Raw genomic sequence first — 16,476 nt, forward strand, 5'->3', positions numbered from 1 at the left:
GCTCAGGGCATGACCGCTATTGCGGGCGTGCATGGCTTCCCGGCGGATGGCCGGTGATGCGCTTGAAGGCGCGGCTGAAAGCGGCCTGCGAGCCGTATCCGAGCCTCAGTGCCACGGCCTCTATCGGCATCCGCTCCTTCGACAGCCATTGCGTCGCCAGCCGCATGCGCAGTTCCGTCAGGTAGCGCACGGGCGTCACACCGGTGACCTCCAGGAACCGTTCGGCGAAGACCGAGCGCGAGGCGCCCATGATCTCGGCCAGTTCGGCCACGGTCCATTCGCGCCCCGGCGCGTTGTGGAGCGCGACGATGACGCGCCCGAGGCGCGGGTCGCGGAGGGCTGCGACCCAGCCGGTGGCATCGCCGCATCCGCATTCCACCCACGCCCTGACGATGAAGGCGGCCACCACGTCGGCGAGTCGCGCCAGAATGCCGGCAAAGCCGGCGCGGGCGCCCTTCGCCTCGCGCTCCATCGCCTCCAGCATCGGCAGGATCTCCGGATAGCGCTCGACCAGCGTGCCGACCAGCATCACCTCCGGCATCAGGGAAACCAGCGGGTGAAGGCCGCCGAGGTCGAATTCCATGCAGCCGCTGAAGACGATCGCGCGCTCGTCGGTGCATTCCGATCCGCCCTTGCAGGCGCTGATGGCGCTGACGGAGGCACAAATGGGTGCTGCCGAAAGCGCGCGGACGTCCTGGCACTGGCTGTCGGGGCGCGAGACAAGGGCATGGCCGCCGCCGCGCGGCAGAAGCACCGCATCGCCGGTGTTCATCGTGTGGAAGGTGCCGGCCGGCGTGCGCAGGTGGACCGGGCCGCAGGCGACGAAATGAAACTGGGCGCGGCCCTCGACTTCCCCGAAAGCCAGGCCGAAGGGCGGCGTCACCTCGATGCGGCGATAGTCGAGGCCGACGAGCCGCATGCCCATCAGCAGCTCGCTGACGAGGTCGGGATGGACGGCGCCGCGCGAGGCAGGGCTGGTGTTTTCGGACTTACGATCAAGCATTGCGGTGTTTGTGCCATAGATCGTCCGAAGCGTCCAGCCTAGGGTTTGTGCAGTGCATCATTCTTCAATCAAGGGCAAACCCATGAACCCCACCTTCCATTCCTCCGAAACCGGCGATGCCGTCGACCGGCCCGCCTGGGGCGCCGTGTTCTCCATGGCGCTCGGCGTCTTCGGGCTCGTGACGGCGGAATTCCTGCCGGCGAGCCTTCTGACGCCGATCGCAGCCGAACTGGCCATCACCGAGGGTGCGGCGGGGCAGGCGGTGACGGCGACCGCGGTGGTCGGCATGGTCGCGAGCCTGCTGATCACATCGCTGGCCCGCCGGACGGACCGGCGCCACCTCCTGCTGTTCTTCTCGCTGCTCCTGATCGTCTCGAACCTGATGGTGGCGTTTGCGCCGGGCATGGCGACGCTCCTTGTCGGCAGGGTGCTGCTCGGGGTCGCGCTCGGCGGCTTCTGGGCGATGGCGACGGCGGTGACCATGCGCCTCGTCCCGCCGGCATCGGTGCCGCGGGCGCTGTCGATGATCTTCAGCGGCGTGTCGGCGGCGACGATCGTGGCCGCACCGGTCGGCAGCTATCTCGGCGCGCTTGCGGGCTGGCGGACGGTCTTCGTGCTGGCGGCAGGCCTCGGCGCGGCAGCACTCGCAATGCAGTTCCTGACCCTGCCGCGGCTGGCGCCTGCGGGCGCCACGAGCCTCAAGGCGTCGCTCAGGGTTCTCGTCCGGCCGAGCGTCGGGCTCGGAATCCTGGCCGCCACCCTGGTCTTCGGCGGTCACTTCGCCTTCTTCACCTATCTGCGCCCGTTCCTGGAAGCCGATGTCGGTGCCGGCATCGAGACCGTCTCGTCGATCCTGCTCGGCTTCGGGCTTGCCAACTTCGTCGGAACCCTCGTCGCCGGCCTGCTGATCGGCCGCAGCCTGCGGCTGACCTTGACGCTGATGCCGCTGCTGATGGCCGCGATCGCCTTCGTCCTGACGGCGAGCGCGCCGTCGCTGATCCTCGACGCCGCGGTGATCACGCTCTGGGGCCTGCTGTTCGGCGCGGTCCCGGTCGCCTGGTCGACCTGGCTGGCGCGCACCGTGCCCGACGAGGCGGAGAGCGCCGGCGGCTTGCTCGTCGCCGCCATCCAGTTCGCCATCGCCATGGGCGCAGCCGTCGGCGGGGTGATCTTCGATACCAGCGGAGCCACGGGCGTGTTCACGGCAAGCGGGCTGGTGCTGGCCGCCGCCGCCATCGGCATCCTCCTCGGAGTGAAGCCGCGGCCGGCCGTTTCCGTCGCCTGACCGGAGAGACTGCGCCCCGCGTGTCACCTGCGCGGGGCGGCGTGCCTGTCCGGCGCAGTTTTGCCGGGCGGCGGTGCGGCGGGGTCGCCCTCGACCGCGGACAGGATCTCCATCACCGCCTGCGCCGTCTGGCGCGACAGCGCGTTCCGGGGCCAGACGAGGTTCAGGGTCTGCCGGAAGCGGGCGTCGAGGCGGATCAGCGCCGGCGGGTCGGCAAGGCGGGAGACGGATTGTTCGGGCAGGATCGACAGATAGCCGTGCTCGCGCACGAGATTGACGATGACGGGGATGGAATCGACCTCCACCAGCGTCAGCCTCGCCCGCTCGGCAGCAGACAGCGTGCTTGCGATATAGAGGTCGGTCATCTGGCGCAGGCCGCTCCTGGCGCTCGGGACGGCGACCGGCAGCCTGCGCAGCAGGTCCGCAACCTCTTCGCCGTCCTTCACCACCGACCTCGAGACGGCGAGCGCCAGCGGCGAACGGCTGACGAGGGCGCCGTCGAATTCGGCCGGAAAACGATCGACGTCGAGAAGGGCGAGGTCGAACCGGCGGGCCTGCAGGCCGGAGATCAGCTCGTCAGCCGTGGTCGAGGCGATGAAGAGCGGCTGGCGGGGGTGCTTACCTTGCCAGCCGGCCGCGAGGGTGGCCAGCATGCGGGCAATGTCGCTCTCGTGGCCGAAGGGAATGACGGAGCCGAGCCGCCACGTCCGCGCGCTCTTGCGGAAGCGCTCGTCGGAAGCCTGCGACAGGTTCGCCCAGATGTTTCCGATGCGCTCGGCGAGCGCAAGGACCGCGACGCCTGCGTCCGTGCAGGTGACGCCGCCGCGCGAGCGGACGAGCAGGGGGAAGCCGATCTCCCGTTCCAGCCGGGCGAGTTGCCGGGTCAGTTGCGGCTGTCCGAGCCCGAGCATGCGGGCGGCCCTGCGGATGCTGCCGGCGCCGACCGTCGCGCTGAAGCGGGCGAGGGTCTCGAGCGGGATCTGCGGCATCGGGCGGACCGGCCGGGGCGGGGTTTGCGGCAAGGGGACGGCCGGGCGGGCGGCGCGTTCGGCGCCGGGGAGAAGCAGTTCCTTCGCCGCCGCTGCGATTTCCGCCAGCCGATCCATGCGCGCCTGCGCATCGAGCGTCGGTACCAGCATCGCGCCTTCCCGGCGCACGAGCGGCATGGAGATCGCCGCCTCCAGCCGCCGCAGCGCCGCGCTGGCGCTGGAGGCGGGCCGGCCTTCCAGCCTTGCGGCCGCGCGCACGCTGCCGGTTCGCAGCGTCGCCTCGACGAGGCAGAGTGTGGCAAGATCCATTCGCGCGCTCCCGATGCCGGCCATGATTGTTCGGATAATGGCATCTACCGTACGGATATTGGGATGTATCCGATTTTTCCACCTTGCATAGAGTTGTCCGCACAGGGGAACGACAATGCTTGCAAACGCCGAGACCTTCTATCTGACAGGAGAACCGCTGGGCTTTGCCGCGCTGGAGGCCATCGGCCACGCAGCGACCCGGCCGAAGGCCTGCGAGATGGGCATGGGGCGCATCGGTGCGGCGCGCAAGGTGATCGCCGACCGTCTCGCCTCGGGCCTGCCGGTCTACGGTTCCAATACCGGCGTCGGCTCGATGAAGGACAAGCTCTGGACGGTCGACGACCTGATGGAGTTCAACCACAACCTCGTCCGGGCGCATCATTTCGGCACCGGTGAGCCGTTCTCGCTGCCGATCGTGCGCAAGGCGATGGCGATCCGCATCAACACGGCACTGTCAGGCTATTCCGGCTGCAGCCCGGAACTGGTCGGCGCCTTTCTGGCGCTGCTCGAACGCGACGTCGTCCCCGTGGTGCGCCGGCACGGCTCGATGGGCTGCGCCGATATCGGCCTGATGGGGCAGGTGGCGTCCGTGCTGACCGGCGAGGGCGAGGCCTACTTCCAGGGCGAGCGGCTGCCGGCGGCGGTCGCCCTTTCCCGCGCCGGGCTGCAGCCGTTCCGCATGCAGCCGCGCGATGCGCTGGCCGCGCTCAGCGTCAACGCGATCGCCCATGCGGCGGCGGCCGACGTCACCCGCGAGGCGGCCAAGGCGATCCGCAACCTGATGGTGACGGGGCTGCTCTCGTCGCTGGCGCTCGGCGCCTCGTCCGACCCCTGGCGGGTGGCCGCAAGGCTTTCCGGCCATGGCGAGGCGCTGGCCGGACGCTGGTTTTCGGCGCAGGCCGCCTCCTGCGCCTGGCCGAAGCCGTCGGCCATCCACGATCCGCTCAGCCTGCGGATGACGGCGCAGGTGTTCGGCGCCTGCCTCGATACGCTGATGAACGCCGCCGAGCGCATCGTCGAGGCGACCGCCCAGACCGACGACAACCCGGTAGTGATCGACGAGTACGTGATGGCGTCCGGCGGCTCGCTGCCGCTGTCGACGGCGCTCTATGTCGAGGCGGCGCAGACCGGCTTCGCCCATCTCGCCCGCAACGTGCTGAACCGCTGCGTGCTGCTCTCCAACGGCGTGCGCCGCAACCTGCCGGTCAACCTCGTCGCCCCCGGGGAGGCTGCGACCGGCTTCGGTCCGCTGGTCAAGCTCGCGGTCGAGCTCTACATGCGCATCCAGTCGCTGGCGCTGCCGATCTCCGCCCAGTCGATCGTCGTCGCCGGCGGGCTGGAGGAGGAGGCGACGTTCCTGCCGCTGATCGTGGAGCGGATGGAGAGCCAGGTGCGCGACCTGCGCCAGCTCGCGGCACTGGAGGGCATGTTGTCGGCGCAGGCGATCGACCTTGCCGGCGACACTCCGGAGGGCGTCGCCGCGGTCGCCTACGCGCGGGTGCGGACGGTGACGGAATTCTATCGCAAGGACCGCCTGCTTTCCGCCGAGATCGAGGCGCTGGATCGCGACCTCGCCTGTCCCGATGCGCTCGCCTCCTTCGCGGCGGCGGCGCCGATGGACGATTTCGACGCGTTCTTTGCGCTGGCGTGAAGAGAGGGGACGCCGATGGCCGAATTCGATCTGGTGGTAAAAGGAACGGTGGTCCTGCCCGACCGCATCGTCGAGGGCGGCCATGTGGCCGTTCGCGACGGCAAGGTCGTCCATGTCGGGCAGGGGGCGATGCCGGCCGCCCGCGAGCGCCATGACCTGAAGGGGGCCCTGATCCTGCCCGGCGCGATCGACGCGCAGGTGCATTCGCTGTCGCAGAAGGACCAGGAGGATTTCGTCTGGTCGACGCGCTCGGCCGCCGCCGGCGGCGTCACCACGATCGTCGACATGCCCTATGACGAGGGCAACCTCGTCTGCTCGGCCGAGGCCGTCGCACGCAAGGTCGCGCATGCGGAAAAGCAGGCGCGGGTCGATTTCGCGCTCTATGGAACGATCGACCCGGAGGAGGGGCCGGCGCGCATCGGCGAGATGGTCGAGGCGGGCGTCGCCGCCTTCAAGTTCTCCACCTTCGGCACCGATCCAAAGCGCTTTCCGCGCATCCCGGCCGCCCTGCTCGAAGACTGCTTCCGCGCGATCGCGCCGACCGGACTTTCGGCCGGCGTCCACAACGAGGACGACGAGGCGGTGCGGGCGGCGATCGACAAGGTGCGGGCGCTCGGCATCATCGACTGGCGCGCCCACGGCCTGTCGCGACCGCCGCTGACCGAGCTTCTCGCCACGAACCAGGTCTACGAGACCGGTGCTGCGACCGGCTGCCCGGCCCATGTCGTCCACTGCTCGCTCGGCCGCGGCTACGAGATCGCGGCCAGCTACCGCGCGCAGGGCCATCGCGCCACGATCGAGTGCTGCATCCACTATCTCACGCTGGACGAGGAAAACGACGTGCGCCGGCTCGGCGGCAAGGCGAAGATCAACCCGCCGATCCGCCCGCGCGCCGAGGTGGAGAAACTGTGGCGGCACGTGGCGGAGGGCAACGTCACGCTGGTCTCCACCGATCACGTCAGCTGGTCGGAAGACCGCAAGACCAATCCCGACATGCTTGCGAACGCGTCGGGCGTGCCGGGGCTGGAGGTGATGGTGCCGCTGTTCGTCAAGGGCGCGCTCGAGCGCGGCATCCCGCTGACGCGCGCGGCCGAGCTGATGAGCCTGAACCCGGCGCGGCATTTCCGTCTCAACCATGTGAAGGGGGCGCTGGAACCGGGCAAGGATGCCGACATCACCGTGCTGACGCCCGAGCCCTGGACCTACGACGCCGCCGAAAGCGGCCACAACGTTGTCGGCTGGTCGCCCTATAACGGCATCCGGCTGCCCTGGCGGGTGGCCGGCACATTCCTGCGCGGGAAGCTCGCCTTCGACGGCCGGCGGGTGCTGGCCGAACCGGGCACCGGCGCCTTCGTGCGGCCGCTGCCGACACGCGTAACACGGGGGGCAGGACAATGAGCGCGCCAGGCATCAACCTGCCGGTCGATCCGGCCCGGATCGCCGCCGTGATCGACGGGCTTGCGGCGATCACCGAACCGGGCCGGCCCTATACGCGGCGGGCGTTCTCGCCGCTCTATCCGGCCGGCCGCGGTTTCCTGCGCGAGCGCTTCGAGGCGGCGGGGCTGGAGACCCGCATCGACGCCGGCGGCAACCTGATCGGCCGGCGGCCGGGCAAGGTTCCCGGGCTCGGCACGATCATGCTCGGCTCGCATTCCGACACCGTTCCCGACGGCGGGCGCTTCGACGGCATCGCCGGCGTGGCGGCGGCGCTGGAGGTGGCGCGGTCGCTTGCCGATCGGGGCGTCGCGCTCGACCACGACCTGGAGATCGTCGATTTCCTCGCCGAGGAAGTGTCGATCTTCGGCGTCTCCTGCATCGGCAGCCGCGGCATGGCCGGCGTCCTGCCGGAGGAGTGGCTTTCGCGCCAGAGCGGGGAGTTGACGCTGGCCGATGGCATCCGGCAGGCAGGCGGCGACCCGGCGCAGCTTGCAGCCGGCGCGCGCACCGACATCCGGGCCTTCATGGAGCTTCACATCGAGCAGGGGCGGGTGCTGGAGGAAGAGAAGTTCGACATCGGCGTCGTCACCGCAATTGCCGGCATCACGCGCATCGAGATCGTGGTGGACGGGCGGGCGGACCATGCGGGGACGACGCCGATGGGCGGCCGCGTCGATGCGCTCGCCGCCGCGGCACGGCTGGTGACGGGGGTGGAGGCGCTGGCTAAATCCCTTGCCGGCGGCCGCTTCCACTTCACCGCCACCGTCGGCGAATTCTCGATCGAGCCGAATGCCGCCAATGTCGTTCCCTCGCGGGCGAGGCTTCTGATCGATGCGCGCGCCGAGGAACGGACGATGATGGAGCTCTTCGCCAACTCGCTCGACCAGTTGGCCGGAGAGATCGCCCGCGAGACGAAGACGACCATCGCCGCCCCGCGCCGCATCTCCGACAACCCGCCGACGCCGGCCGACCGGATGCTGGTGGGCGTGCTGGATGCGGCCTGCGTCACCGCAGGCGCCAGCAACCGCCGCATGGTGTCCGGCGCGGGCCACGACACCGCCTGGATGGCGCGGGCGACGCGTTCGGCGATGATCTTCGTTCCCTGCCGCGACGGGCGCAGCCACGCGCCGGAGGAATGGGCGGAGAACGACGACATCGCGATGGGTGCGGCGGTGCTTCTTCACGCCGTGATGCAGCTGGACCGCGACCTTCAGGATCATGATCCGTCGGGCCAGGAACCTCGCAATGTGATTCAGGAGAGCGGCTGATGGGGCGGATTTTAAAGGAGAAAGACGTCGAGGCAGCCGTGCGTGGCGGCTCCGTCTATGCCGCCGGCGGCGGCGGATGGGCCGATCACGGCCGCATGCTCGGCCATGCCGCGGTATCGATCGGAAGGCCGGAGCTGATCGGCATCGACGAGCTCGCCGATGACGACTGGGTGGCAACCGCTGCCGCGATCGGCGCGCCGGCCTCGACGACGCCGTGGGAGATGCGCGGCGTCGACTACGTCAGGGCGGTCGAACTGCTGCAGGAGGCGCTGGGCGAGAAGGTGGCGGCGCTGATGGTCGGCCAGAACGGCAAGTCGTCGACGCTGAACGGTTGGCTGCCGTCGGCGATCCTCGGCACCAAGGTACTGGACGCGGTCGGCGACATGCGGGCGCACCCCACCGGCGACATGGGATCGATCGGCATGGCCGGCTCGCCCGAACCTGTCATCCAGACGGCGGCCGGCGGAAACCGCGAGGAGAGCCGCTATATCGAGCTCGTCGTGCGCGGCGCGACCGCCAAGGTCTCGCCGGTTCTGCGCACCGCCGCCGACCAGTCCGGCGGCTTCATCGCCTCGTGCCGCAATCCGCTCCGGGCCTCCTATGTGCGCGCCAACGCAGCCCTCGGCGGCATCTCGCTGGCGCTGAAGCTCGGCGAGGCGATCCTGGCGGCCGAGGCGCGCGGCGGGACAGCGGTGATCGACGCGATCGTCACCACCACCGGCGGGGCGATCCTGTCGGTGGGGACGATCACGGAGAAGTCGGTTACCTACACAAAGGAAGCCTTCGACATCGGCACGGTGACGCTCGGTCGCGGCGACAACGCGGTCATCCTGCACGTGATGAACGAGTACATGGCGGTGGCGTCCGCCGGCGGCGTGCGGCTTGCGACCTTCCCGGACGTGATCACGACGCTCTCGCCGGAGGGCGAACCCTTGAGCGTCGGCCAGCTCGAGGTCGGGATGCGGGTCTTCGTGCTGCATGTGCCGAAGACGGTCATTCCGCTGGCGTCGAGCGTGCTGGACCCGACGGTCTATCCGCCGGTGGAGAAGGCGATGGGGATCGAGTTGGCACGGTATGCGCTGGGTTCACCTTCCTCTTGAGGGGGAGGCTCCGTGCCGGGTGCCGGGGTTGGCGTGATGCACCGAATTCTCTTCTCCCCTCGGGGAGAAGATGCCCGTCAGGGCAGATGAGGGGGACGGGGCGTGTCTCCGCAGTGAGACGGCGGACGGGGCTGCGGAGCCCCCCTCATCCGGCCCTTCGGGCCACCTTCTCCCCGAGGGGAGAAGAGGGAGCGTGCGGCAGGCGCGGCGCAAAACAGAAGCACATGTCGAGAGGATACACCATGCCCACACCCAATCCCCGCCATCCGAACTTCCCCATCCCCGGCGGCCCGGTGCTGCGCGCGAAGGGCTGGCGGCAGGAGGCGTTGCTGCGGCTTCTGGAAAACGTGCTCTCGGTCGGCGAGGATCCGGACAATCTCGTGGTCTATGCCGCACTCGGCAAGGCGGCGCGCAACTGGGCCTCGCACGGGGCGATCGTCAGGGCGCTGTGCGAGATGGAGGAGGACCAGACGCTGCTGATCCAGTCGGGCAAGCCGGTGGGGCTGCTCAGGACACATACCAGGGCGCCGCTCGTCATCATGGCCAACTGCAACATCGTCGGCCAGTGGGCGAAGGCGGAGGTGTTTTATGAACTGCAGCGCAAGGGGCTGATCTGCTGGGGCGGGCTAACGGCCGGCGCCTGGCAGTATATCGGCAGCCAGGGCGTGATCCAGGGCACCTACGAGATCTTCATGCGTATCGCCGAGAAGCGCTTCGAAGGCTCGCTCGCCGGCCGCTTCATCCTGACGGCGGGCCTCGGCGGCATGGGCGGGGCGCAGCCGCTCGCCGGCCGCATGGCGGGCGCTGCGATCCTCTGCGTCGACATCGACCCGCAGCGGGCGGAGAAGCGCAAGGCAGTCGGTTACCTGGAACACGTGGCGCCCGATCTCGATACGGCGCTCGCGATGATCGATGCGGCGGTAAAGGAGAAGCGCGCCACCTCGATCGGGCTGGTCGGCAACGCGGCGGAGGTCTATCCGGAAATCGCGCGGCGCGGCATCGTGCCTGATATCGTCACCGACCAGACCTCGGCGCACGATCTCGTCTACGGCTACGTGCCGAAGGGGATGAGCATCGATCAGGTGCGATCCCTGCGCGAGGACGGGCAGGGGCAACTGATGGCGGCCAGCCGCGCCTCGATCGTCGAGCATGTCGGCGCCATGCTGGATTTCCAGCGGAAGGGTGCGGAGGTGTTCGACAACGGCAACCTGATCCGTACCCAGGCGCGCGAGGGCGGGGTATCGAACGCCTTCGACATCCCGATCTTCACCGAAGCCTATCTGCGGCCGCTGTTTGCCCGCGCGATCGGCCCGTTTCGCTGGATGGCGCTATCGGGCGAGGAGAGCGACATCGCCCGTATCGACGACCTGCTGCTGTCGATGTTCCCGGACAACCGCATCGTCACCAACTGGATCCGGCTGGCGCGCGACAACGTCCCCTTCGAGGGGCTTCCGGCGCGGATCGCCTGGCTCGGCCATGGCGAGCGCACCGAGCTGGCGCTGGCGGTTAACCGGCTGGTGGAAGACGGTGAACTGAAAGGGCCGGTTGCCTTCTCCCGCGACCACCTCGACGCCGGCGCCATGGCCCATCCCAACATCATGACCGAGCGGATGAAGGACGGTTCGGATGCTATCGCCGACTGGCCGCTGCTCGACGCCATGCTGCTGTCATCGTCGATGGCCGATCTCGTCGTCGTCCATTCCGGCGGCGGCGGCTATGCCGGCTACATGACGAGCTGCGGCGTCACCGTCATCGCTGACGGCACAGACGCGGCGGCCGAGCGGCTGGAGCATGCGCTGACCAACGATACGGCGCTCGGCGTGATCCGCTATGCGGACGCGGGGTACGAGGAGTCCCTCGACGAGATTGCGGCGAAAGGGATCGGGCACGTTCCCGTGGGGTGAAGGTCGGCAGATGTCGGCGACCCTCGATGCTACGACACCCGGAGCGTCGGGATCGTTACGGCATTTTCACCAGATCGTCCGGCTTCCACGTCTGGTCATAAAACGCTGCACCTGTGCCGTAGAGGCGCACGGTCGCGAGAAAATTGCGATCCGGAACGGTCTGGATGAAGTTCGACCTGTCCACGTTGTCCGGCAGGCTCGGGCCGAAATAAAGATCGATGGAGCCGTCATCATTCGTCGTCACCTTGTTGAAGCCGTTGATCGACGGCAGCAACTGCTCCGTCTCGGGCATCGTCCCGTCGGTAATGTTGTAGGCGGTCACGGCCCAAAAGAGCGAGGCTGGCGGATTTGGGGGCAGGTGCAGCTTGTAGCGTTTCGAGCCGTCCAGAAAATCGCCATCGCGATCCCGGACCGTGAAGGGGTATTTGGAACCGGCGCCGATCGTGTGCATGACCATGGCTGGTGCCGATGAATACGCGATCTGGAAGAACGAGGCCCGCTGCAGGATGTCCAGATAGGTTCCCTGGTTCCACTCCGCGGTCCCGCCTGCCCACGTGTTTTCGTATTGGCGGTCCTTGTAGTAGAGGTTGCGCTTGTCGGCGCGACCGAGCTGGCGCGCTGCCATGATCATCCTTGGCGCGGTGGTGACCGCCTTTTGCAGAAGCTCCTGCTGCTTTTCGGTCGGTTCGAATGGTTGGTTCTTGACGATGCCCACGGCAGCGAGCATCCCGCGCGTCACCGGATCGATCGCAGCGACGGGCTCGTAGTCGACATAGGCCTTAAGCTTGGTCCAATAGGTGCTGTCGGTCGGGTACATCATGTTGACGCGCTTGCCGCTGGCGTTCGGGAAGTCCATCGGCTTCACATCCTTTTCCGGCGTCCAGAGCGGATAGACGCGCGTCTGCTCGGCGTTGGCGACCGCGGGTGCCGGATCAGGTCCGTTCTCGCCTTGCGTCATGATGGTGCGGAAGAACAGGAAGACATTGTTGGTTGCCGATCTGAACGCGAAATAGCCGCCGGGGACCTCGCCATCATAGTCGGGGGGCAGGAGCAGATAGAGGCCGCCGCGAGCGCGATCCGGACCGACTGCACCAACGTCGGTGATCGTACGCTGCTGGAAATCGGTGAACATGCCGATGACGTTCGGTGGAGCGGCGACAACGAGCGGACCATCCTTCTTGAGGTCCAGATAGCTCATCGAATAGATCACATCGGCGTTCGGCGTGGGCACCCAGGTGCGGCTGTCCATCCGGTCCTTCCAGATCGGGAGAACGTTGTAGCCGCTCCCGAACGTCGACTCCGATCCGTCACGCATGCCGATGGTGTTCAGAATGGGGATCGTCAGGATGTAGGACTGGATTGCAGTCTGGTAGAAAAGCTCGTCGCGCAAAGATTCAGCCTCCTCCCTTGGAAGCCATTTTCCATTGCCGATCTGCTCGACGAGCGGCGGGGCCTTCGTGTCCTGGGCATGGGTCGGGCTTTGAAGGAGTGCGGCCGCCGCCAACGCGGATGTGACCAGTGCAACATTCGCATGCCATTTCGCCATCGTCGGTCCCCCGGGAAACGTCGCTGCGCAAGGATCTAGGGGAGACTTGGGAAAAATCACCTGACGGCGAACGTCAAGTTCGATTCTTTTCAAAGGTACGGCGTGGTGGATGACTGAAGCCGGGCTCTTCGAGCGGAAGCCGGTCTCCCTTGTTGCCCCCGCTGCCATGCCGCCGGTGCTGTGCTAGTCTCCACCGCGGCCTCATGCCCTCAGGGCACATGGCGGCTGCCGCCCCTTCCGGTGAGCGGCGTGGGAGAGGGGGACGGGAAGGATGATCCGCAGGAAATCGCATCTGGCAGTCGGCAGCATCACGGTGCTGGTCGGGCTCTACTTGTTCGTCGCCTATTTCGTGCTGCCGGAGATCTGGATCTTCCGGGATTCCGAAAAGATCGGCAGTCTCAGCAGCATGGTCACGGTCACCGACGACGACATTCCGGGCGATCCGATCAATGTCGGCCTCGTCGGGACCAAGGAAGAGGTGATCCGCGGCTTCGCTGCCGCCCATTGGGATCCGGCCGACAGGATCACGCTGCGGTCCTCCGTCGACATCGGCCTTTCCGTCGTGCTCGACCGGCCGGATCTGGACGCCCCGGTGAGCCCGCTCCTGTTCGAGGGCCGCAAGCAGGACCTCGCCTTCGAAAAGCCGGTCGGCCACAGCGCCGACCAGCGCAACCATGTGCGCTTCTGGCAGACGGAAAAGACGGGCGAGGACGGACGGCCGCTGTGGCTGGGATCGGCCAGCTTCGACCGCGGCGTGGGCTTGAGCCACGACACCGGCCAGATCACCCATCATATCGGCCCCGACATCGACGCCGAGCGCAACCTCGTCATCGGCGACCTGCAGACCGCCGGACAATTGTCGTCCACCTACGAGATCGACGGCATCGGCCCGACGCAGGACGGCCGCAACGGCGGCGGCGACCGCTATTTCACCGACGGCAAGGCGACGGTGGGCGTGCTGGTCGTGCCGGAGGCGAAGTAGCGGCGCGAGGACCTCGTCCGGGACATGCCCGCAATCGCCGGCGGCGCCGGCAGAATGGGGCTGCACAGACCGGCCGATATCTGACAGAATTGCGTGGTGGGGAAGAAAGGCGGCCGGCCCGTGTGTCGCCCGCCGAACGGCGTCCCGCCGTTCCCGTCGCAGGACCCGATCTGCGCCCCTCCGCCGGCAGCGAGACTGTCGCCGGCCCGCAAGCACAGACATCTGAAGTCGTCCAGCAACGCAGGAGCACTTCACATGGCAACGCATCTTGGAACCTGGAAACCCGATCCGAGCTTCTATCCGTCGCCGCGCATGGCGATGAAGGCCGAGCCGGAGACGCTCGCCTATGTCGCGGCCTTCGATCCGACGCGGACGGTGCCGGACGCGCTCGCCGTCGTCGACGTCGATCCGAAATCGCCCAGCTACGGGCAGATCGTCCATTCGCTGGCGATGCCGAATGTCGGCGACGAGCTGCATCATTTCGGCTGGAACGCCTGCTCGTCCTGCCTCTGCCCGAATGCGCCGCATCCGCATGCCGAGCGGCGCTATCTGTTGGTGCCCGGGCTGAAATCGTCGCGCATCCATATCGTCGACACGAAGCCGGACCCCCGTCGTCCCTCGATGGCGAAGGTGGTCGAGCCTGCCGCGGTGGCCGAGCGGGCCGGCTATACGCGCCCGCACACTGTTCATTGCGGACCGGAGGGCATCTATGTCGCGGCCCTAGGCAATGCGGAAGGCAAGGCACCGGGCGGGGTGTTCCTGATGGACCACGAGACCTTCGAGGTGCGCGGCCGCTGGGAGATGGACCGCGGACCGCAGCAGCTCTCCTACGACGTCTGGTGGCACCTCGGCCATGATACGCTGGTGACCAGCGAATGGGGAACGCCCGATACGTTCGAGAACGGACTGGTGCCGGAGATCCTGCTGGGGGTGAAATACGGAAGGCGGCTGCATTTCTGGGACCTGCACAAGCGCAAGCACCTGCAGACGATCGATTTCGGCGACAAGTACCAGCTCGTCTTCGAGCTTCGCCCCGCCCATGATCCGACCAGGGCCTATGGTTTCGTCAATACGGTGCTGTGCCTGGAGGATCTTTCCTCCTCCATCTGGGTCTGGCACCGCGACGGCGACAAATGGGCGGTGACGAAGGTGATCGACATTCCGGCCGAGCCGGCCGATCCCGACCTCTTGCCGCCGATGCTGAAGGGTTTCAAGGCGGTGCCGCCGCTCGTCACCGACATCGACCTCTCCATGGATGACCGGTTCCTGTACGTCTCCTGCTGGGGCACCGGGGACCTGTTGCAGTTCGACGTCTCCGACCCGTTCAGGCCGAAGCAGACGGGCAAGGTGCGGATCGGCGGCATCGTCTCGCGGGCGAGCCATCCGGGGGCGAAGAACGGCGCGCTCAACGGCGGGCCGCAGATGGTGGAGATCAGCCGCGACGGCAAGCGCGTCTATTTCACCAATTCGCTCTACGGCGCGATCGACGAGCAGTTCTATCCGGACGGCATCGACGGCTGGATGGTGAAGCTGGATGCCAGGCCGGACGGCGGCATCGCCTTCGACGAGAAATTCTTCGTCGAATGGCCGAGATCGCACCGGCCGCACCAGGTGCGCCTGCAGGGCGGCGATTGCTCGTCGGATTCCTACTGCTATCCGTGAGGATGCGTCCTTGGAGGGCGAGGCGGGCATGAGCGAGTTGTGGCCATGGCTGATGCTTGTGGGACTGGGCGCCTTCCACGGCCTCAATCCGGCGATGGGCTGGCTGTTCGCCGTGGCGCTCGGGGTGCACCGCCAAAGCGGGGCAGCCGTCGCACGGGCGGTGCCGGCGATTGCGATCGGGCACGCGGCCTCCGTGGCGGCGGTGGCGGGCGCACTGGTCACGGCCGGGCTTGCGGTCGACGAAGGCCGGCTGCGGATCGCCACCGGCTGCGCGCTCGTCGCCTGGGCGATCGCGCACGCTCTCTACGGGCACCGGCGCCGCGTGCGCATCGGCATGACGACGGGACTTCTGGGGCTCGCCGCCTGGTCGTTCCTGATGGCGACGGTGCACGGGGCGGGGCTGATGGTGCTGCCGGCGCTGATGCCGCTCTGCCTCGCTGATGGTCCGCTCGCCGGGCTCGATGCCGGCCGGTCGGCGTTGACGGCACTCGCGGCCGTCGGCGTCCACACCGCGGCGATGCTGGCTGCGACCGCGCTCGCCGCCTTCGCCGTCTACCGCTTCGTCGGTCTCGGCATCCTGCGCAGCGGCTGGATCAATGTCGATCTCGCCTGGACGCTGGTTCTGGCGGCGACGGGGCTGATGCTGATCTTTGTGTAGGGCGCATTCCTGCCCGCCGGCCATCTCCCGCGAAACAGGCCGCCATCCCGACATGGCATCATTGTCAGAAGAAAAGCCCGGCACAGTTGCCGGGCTTTCCTCTTTGTTTCAAAGGCTTGTGGTCCCTTCCTGACGGATTGATTCCGGCCGTTGAGACGGAGATTCAGGCAACCGTCGCCAGCGCCGCCTGCGTCCTTGCGGCGATGATCTGCGAGGCCGCACGGGCGGCTTCCTTGCCCTTGACGACGAAGTGGTCGCGGAAGAAGGCGATGTGCGCCTCGCTCTCCTGGAAATTGTGCGGCGTCAGCACGGCCGAGAGCACCGGCACGTCGGTGTCGAGACCGACCTTCACCAGCGCGTCGACCACGGTGCCGGCGACGAAGTCGTGGCGGTAGATGCCACCGTCGACGACGAAGGCGACGCCGAGGATCGCCGCGTAGCGGCCGGTGCGGGCCAGAAGCTGGGCGTGCAGCGGGATCTCGAGCGCGCCGGGAACGTCGATGACGTCGACGTCTTCGGCGCGACCGCCGAGAGCCGTCCATTCGGCCACGAAGCTGTCGACGCAGCGGTCGACGATGCCGGCGTGCCAGCGGGCGCGGATGACGGCGATCCTGGCGGAAGGTTTGGCGGAGATGTTCATGTCAGTCTTGGCCTTTCAAGGGTTGAGCCATTTTTCAATGAT

At 67.9% G+C, this 16,476-nt stretch carries 13 protein-coding genes; 9 read left to right on the forward strand and 4 right to left on the reverse strand.

Features of this window, described 5'->3' with window-relative positions:
• Positions 1 to 16: 16 nt before the first annotated feature.
• Positions 17 to 1,003 (reverse strand): AraC family transcriptional regulator, encoded by a 987-nt coding sequence (locus LQK81_RS06580; protein WP_230804647.1) that lies wholly within the window; start codon positions 1,001 to 1,003, stop codon positions 17 to 19.
• 82 nt (positions 1,004 to 1,085) lie between these two features.
• Here LQK81_RS06580 and LQK81_RS06585 point away from each other — a divergent pair, with 82 nt between their 5' ends.
• Positions 1,086 to 2,288: an MFS transporter gene (locus tag LQK81_RS06585; protein ID WP_230804649.1), complete on the forward strand. Its 1,203-nt coding sequence runs from the start codon at positions 1,086 to 1,088 to the stop codon at positions 2,286 to 2,288.
• Positions 2,289 to 2,311: 23 nt separating this feature from the next.
• On the opposite strand, the gene LQK81_RS06590 is transcribed toward LQK81_RS06585, so the two are convergent.
• A complete protein-coding gene (locus tag LQK81_RS06590; RefSeq protein WP_230804651.1) occupies positions 2,312 to 3,586 on the reverse strand; it encodes a LysR family transcriptional regulator in 1,275 nt (424 codons plus the stop codon).
• 115 nt (positions 3,587 to 3,701) lie between these two features.
• Here LQK81_RS06590 and LQK81_RS06595 point away from each other — a divergent pair, with 115 nt between their 5' ends.
• The 5 genes from LQK81_RS06595 (at position 3,702) to LQK81_RS06615 (ending at position 10,946) form a co-directional block, all read left to right on the forward strand.
• A complete protein-coding gene (locus LQK81_RS06595) occupies positions 3,702 to 5,237 on the forward strand; it encodes an aromatic amino acid lyase (protein WP_230804652.1) in 1,536 nt (511 codons plus the stop codon).
• A 15-nt stretch (positions 5,238 to 5,252) separates the two neighbouring features.
• Positions 5,253 to 6,635, forward strand: coding sequence for a dihydroorotase (locus LQK81_RS06600; RefSeq protein WP_230804653.1), 1,383 nt, complete (start codon positions 5,253 to 5,255; stop codon positions 6,633 to 6,635).
• Entirely contained in the window at positions 6,632 to 7,942 is a 1,311-nt protein-coding gene (locus LQK81_RS06605; RefSeq protein ID WP_230804655.1) for a Zn-dependent hydrolase, read from the forward strand. Before LQK81_RS06600 ends, LQK81_RS06605 begins: the two co-directional genes overlap by 4 nt.
• Entirely contained in the window at positions 7,942 to 9,042 is a 1,101-nt protein-coding gene (locus LQK81_RS06610) for a DUF917 domain-containing protein (RefSeq protein WP_230804657.1), read from the forward strand. Before LQK81_RS06605 ends, LQK81_RS06610 begins: the two co-directional genes overlap by 1 nt.
• 242 nt (positions 9,043 to 9,284) lie before the next feature.
• Positions 9,285 to 10,946 (forward strand): urocanate hydratase, encoded by a 1,662-nt coding sequence (locus tag LQK81_RS06615; RefSeq protein ID WP_230804659.1) that lies wholly within the window; start codon positions 9,285 to 9,287, stop codon positions 10,944 to 10,946.
• Between the two features lie 55 nt (positions 10,947 to 11,001).
• Here the strand turns inward: LQK81_RS06615 and LQK81_RS06620 are convergent, their stop codons facing one another.
• Positions 11,002 to 12,492 carry a DUF1254 domain-containing protein gene (locus LQK81_RS06620; protein ID WP_230804661.1) on the reverse strand — a complete coding sequence of 497 codons (1,491 nt, stop codon included), beginning with the start codon at positions 12,490 to 12,492 and terminating at the stop codon, positions 11,002 to 11,004.
• A gap of 271 nt (positions 12,493 to 12,763) precedes the next feature.
• On the opposite strand from LQK81_RS06620, the gene LQK81_RS06625 reads away from it, so the two are divergent.
• From LQK81_RS06625 to LQK81_RS06635, 3 genes are all read left to right on the forward strand, one after another.
• Complete coding sequence (locus LQK81_RS06625; RefSeq protein ID WP_230804663.1) at positions 12,764 to 13,474, forward strand: LssY C-terminal domain-containing protein; 711 nt, start codon at positions 12,764 to 12,766, stop codon at positions 13,472 to 13,474.
• 255 nt (positions 13,475 to 13,729) lie between these two features.
• Positions 13,730 to 15,136 (forward strand): selenium-binding family protein, encoded by a 1,407-nt coding sequence (locus LQK81_RS06630; RefSeq protein ID WP_230804664.1) that lies wholly within the window; start codon positions 13,730 to 13,732, stop codon positions 15,134 to 15,136.
• A 28-nt stretch (positions 15,137 to 15,164) separates the two neighbouring features.
• A complete protein-coding gene (locus LQK81_RS06635; RefSeq protein WP_230804665.1) occupies positions 15,165 to 15,794 on the forward strand; it encodes a hypothetical protein in 630 nt (209 codons plus the stop codon).
• A 163-nt stretch (positions 15,795 to 15,957) separates the two neighbouring features.
• Here the strand turns inward: LQK81_RS06635 and LQK81_RS06640 are convergent, their stop codons facing one another.
• On the reverse strand, positions 15,958 to 16,434 hold the full coding sequence (locus LQK81_RS06640; RefSeq protein WP_230804666.1) for a 6,7-dimethyl-8-ribityllumazine synthase: 477 nt from the start codon (positions 16,432 to 16,434) through the stop codon (positions 15,958 to 15,960).
• Between the last annotated feature and the right edge of the window lie 42 nt (positions 16,435 to 16,476).

The sequence above is a fragment of the Rhizobium sp. GN54 genome, assembly GCF_021026345.1.
Classification (GTDB): Bacteria; Pseudomonadota; Alphaproteobacteria; order Rhizobiales; family Rhizobiaceae; genus Mycoplana.

Bases quoted from the DNA above. Each gene is read 5' to 3' on its own strand.
- LQK81_RS06580 (WP_230804647.1), bottom strand. From the start codon at position 1,003: ATGCTTGATCGTAAGTCCGAAAACACCAGCCCTGCCTCGCGCGGCGCC.
- LQK81_RS06585 (WP_230804649.1), top strand. From the start codon at position 1,086: ATGAACCCCACCTTCCATTCCTCCGAAACCGGCGATGCCGTCGACCGG.
- LQK81_RS06590 (WP_230804651.1), bottom strand. From the start codon at position 3,586: ATGGATCTTGCCACACTCTGCCTCGTCGAGGCGACGCTGCGAACCGGC.
- LQK81_RS06595 (WP_230804652.1), top strand. From the start codon at position 3,702: ATGCTTGCAAACGCCGAGACCTTCTATCTGACAGGAGAACCGCTGGGC.
- LQK81_RS06600 (WP_230804653.1), top strand. From the start codon at position 5,253: ATGGCCGAATTCGATCTGGTGGTAAAAGGAACGGTGGTCCTGCCCGAC.
- LQK81_RS06605 (WP_230804655.1), top strand. From the start codon at position 6,632: ATGAGCGCGCCAGGCATCAACCTGCCGGTCGATCCGGCCCGGATCGCC.
- LQK81_RS06610 (WP_230804657.1), top strand. From the start codon at position 7,942: ATGGGGCGGATTTTAAAGGAGAAAGACGTCGAGGCAGCCGTGCGTGGC.
- LQK81_RS06615 (WP_230804659.1), top strand. From the start codon at position 9,285: ATGCCCACACCCAATCCCCGCCATCCGAACTTCCCCATCCCCGGCGGC.
- LQK81_RS06620 (WP_230804661.1), bottom strand. From the start codon at position 12,492: ATGGCGAAATGGCATGCGAATGTTGCACTGGTCACATCCGCGTTGGCG.
- LQK81_RS06625 (WP_230804663.1), top strand. From the start codon at position 12,764: ATGATCCGCAGGAAATCGCATCTGGCAGTCGGCAGCATCACGGTGCTG.
- LQK81_RS06630 (WP_230804664.1), top strand. From the start codon at position 13,730: ATGGCAACGCATCTTGGAACCTGGAAACCCGATCCGAGCTTCTATCCG.
- LQK81_RS06635 (WP_230804665.1), top strand. From the start codon at position 15,165: ATGAGCGAGTTGTGGCCATGGCTGATGCTTGTGGGACTGGGCGCCTTC.
- LQK81_RS06640 (WP_230804666.1), bottom strand. From the start codon at position 16,434: ATGAACATCTCCGCCAAACCTTCCGCCAGGATCGCCGTCATCCGCGCC.